This is a genomic window from Gorillibacterium massiliense, assembly GCF_000455485.1.
GTDB classification, from domain to species: Bacteria; Bacillota; Bacilli; order Paenibacillales; family NBRC-103111; genus Gorillibacterium; species Gorillibacterium massiliense.
Genome location: NZ_CBQR020000082.1, coordinates 1 through 2,678, shown reverse-complemented (window position 1 = coordinate 2,678; position 2,678 = coordinate 1). Strand labels below are relative to the sequence as shown.

Below are 2,678 nucleotides of genomic sequence, written 5' to 3'. Positions count from 1 at the left end.
GTACTTAGCGGTTCTTATGCAGGACATGCTCTGTTCTTGGGAGCACCGGTCATTGCAGTTGATTCTTTTACATATGACAATCCGCTCATGAAAGACTACTTGAAGGACGTTAAGAAGGTTAGCGCGGATAATCTCGAGCAGATCATCGAGCTGGATCCGGACCTGATCATCACGGACGACTACGCGACGAATCTGAAGCAATTGGGCGAGATCGCTCCAACCCTTGGATTAACCTACTCTTCTCAAACGTATCTGACTCGAGTAGTTGAGCTGGGCAAGATCTTGAACAAACAAAAAGAAGCGGAAGCTTGGGTTGCCGACTTCGAAGCACGCGCCAAGAAGGCTGGAGAAGAAATTAAGGCGAAGCTGGGAGACATCAGCGTTACGGTTATCGAGAGCTGGGAGAAGGACCTCTATGTATTCGGCGACAATTATGCCCGCGGAACGGAGATCATGTACGACGCGATGGGGTTGAAGAAAACGGATAAAGTCAAGGAACTGGTCTCCAAGGAAGGCTACTCGGCGATTTCGCCGGAAGTCCTGCCTCAACTGGGCGGCGACTTCATCGTCTTTAGCAAATCGAGCAATGCCGACAATTCCTTCCTGGATACGGAGAGCTACAAGAACATTGATGCGGTTAAGAAGAACCACGTTTTGACTGCCGATGCAGCCCAGTTCTACTTCAACGATCCGATCACGTTGGAATATCAGTTGAAATTCATCACTGATGGCATGCTAGGAAAATAAACGATGACGAATCGATCTCTGGCATTCGGATTAAAGATGATAGGATTGGCTGCTCTATTCGTGCTCATATTCATCGCGTCCATCGTTTTGGGTGCGAGGGACATCACCGCCCTCAATGTGGTTCGCGCCATCTTTACTCATCAAGTGAATGAGCAGATCCTGATTATCCGGGAATTGAGATTGCCCAGAGAGCTGGCAGCCCTGTTTGTCGGGGCTGCTCTTGCTGTATCCGGGGCGATCATGCAAGGGATGACCCGAAATCCGTTGGCGGACCCCGGCTTATTGGGACTGTCGGCTGGAGCGAATCTAGCGCTGGCGATCGTGATGGCGGCGGCTGTGCAGGTGTCCTTCACAAACATTGTGTTGGCTTGCTTTGTCGGAGCAGCGGTCGGAGCGGGTCTGGTCTTCGGCATCGGCTCAGCTAACAAAAGCGGGTTCTCTCCCATTCGCTTGGTGCTTGCCGGTGCCGCTGTCTCTGCCTTTCTCTATGCCATCTCTCAGGGCGTAGCCATTAACTATAAAGTTGCCAAGGATGTTTCGATGTGGACCTCAGGCGGCTTCGTTGGAACGAGCTGGGAACAGCTGCGGATCCTGATCCCCATTGTCGTGGTCGGCGTCTTTTTCTCGATCCTGCTGTCCAGGCAAGTTACTATTCTGAGCTTGAGCGAGGATGTAGCAACGGGGCTGGGCCAAAATACGATTCTCATCAAAATCCTTCTGTTTATTCTGGTAATCGTGCTTGCAGGCGTGTCCGTCGCGTTGGCTGGCAATTTGATCTTCGTTGGCTTAATGATCCCGCATCTGGCCAGAAAAGTGGTTGGCGTGGATTACAAATACATCATCCCGGCCTCTGCCTTAATGGGAGCTACTTTCATGCTTACAGCCGATACGGTGGCGAGAACGATTCAAGCCCCGTTCGAGACTTCGATCGCGGCGATTGTCGCCGTCTTGGGTATTCCTTTCTTCCTCTTCATCGTTAATAAAGGAGGTAAGGAATCATGAATGCTGCCGCCAGAAGAAAACGAAGCTGGTCAATCGCCACTCTATTTGTTCTCATTATCCTGACGTTTATCTTGGGGGCTGCCGTCGGGCACGCTTCCTTGCATTTTGACCGTTTGATCCCTGCTTTTATGGGAGAGGGAACGGCTAAGGAGAAGATCATTCTCTTCAACATCCGGTTGCCGAGAATGCTGATTACCCTGCTGGCGGGGATGGCTCTGGCACTGTCGGGAGCTCTATTGCAGAGCATTCTGCGCAACGATTTGGCCGATCCCGGCTTGCTGGGGATCAACTCGGGGGCGGGCGTAGCTGTCGCTCTCTATTACATCTTCACCCCTGTAGGTGGGAAAAATGCCTATGTGTTTCCGCTCGTTTCGCTACTCGGTGGAATCCTGACGGCGGCTCTCATCTATATCATGTCCTACCGGCGCAAGACGGGGGTTCGGCCGATTAACCTCGTTCTGACGGGCGTCGGGATTTCGACGGCTCTATCCGGAATGATGGTCATCTTGACCTCGAAGGCGGATCGGGAGAAGGTCCAGTTCATCACCAAGTGGCTGGCGGGGAACATCTGGGGCGGGGATTGGCCGTACATTCTGGCTTTATTGCCTTGGCTCATTCTGATCATCCCTTATATTGTCTATAAAATGAACACGTTGAACGTGATTAATCTGAGCGAGCCGGTCTCGCAGGGGCTAGGGACTCGTTTGCAAAAGGAACGCTTGCTGTTCCTCATCGCGGCAGTGGCTCTGGCGTCAGCTGCGGTCTCGGTGACAGGCGGCATCTCCTTTATCGGCTTGATGGCACCGCATATCGCGAAGGCGCTTGTCGGCCAGAGGTCGCAAAGCTTCGTTCCTGTCTCGATGCTGCTGGGCGGTTGGCTGCTATTGGTCGCGGATTTTATCGGCCGCAATGTTGCCTACCCGGACGGC

General features: G+C 52.7%; 3 protein-coding genes. All 3 read left to right on the top strand.

What is annotated here, in order from left to right; translation table 11 throughout:
• The coding region (locus TJ79_RS09595) for an ABC transporter substrate-binding protein (RefSeq protein ID WP_040950088.1) at window positions 1–747 on the top strand (747 nt) is incomplete at its 5' end.
• Window positions 748–750: 3 nt separating this feature from the next.
• Complete coding sequence (locus TJ79_RS09590; RefSeq protein WP_040950086.1) at window positions 751–1,749, top strand: FecCD family ABC transporter permease; 999 nt, start codon at window positions 751–753, stop codon at window positions 1,747–1,749.
• Window positions 1,746–2,678: iron chelate uptake ABC transporter family permease subunit (locus TJ79_RS09585; protein ID WP_052339434.1), on the top strand; the 933-nt coding region annotated here is incomplete at its 3' end. The genes TJ79_RS09590 and TJ79_RS09585, both read left to right, overlap by 4 nt.

What these genes read in the sequence shown, in the direction of transcription:
- TJ79_RS09590 (WP_040950086.1), top strand. Translation starts at nt 751, where the DNA reads ATGACGAATCGATCTCTGGCATTCGGATTAAAGATGATAGGATTGGCT.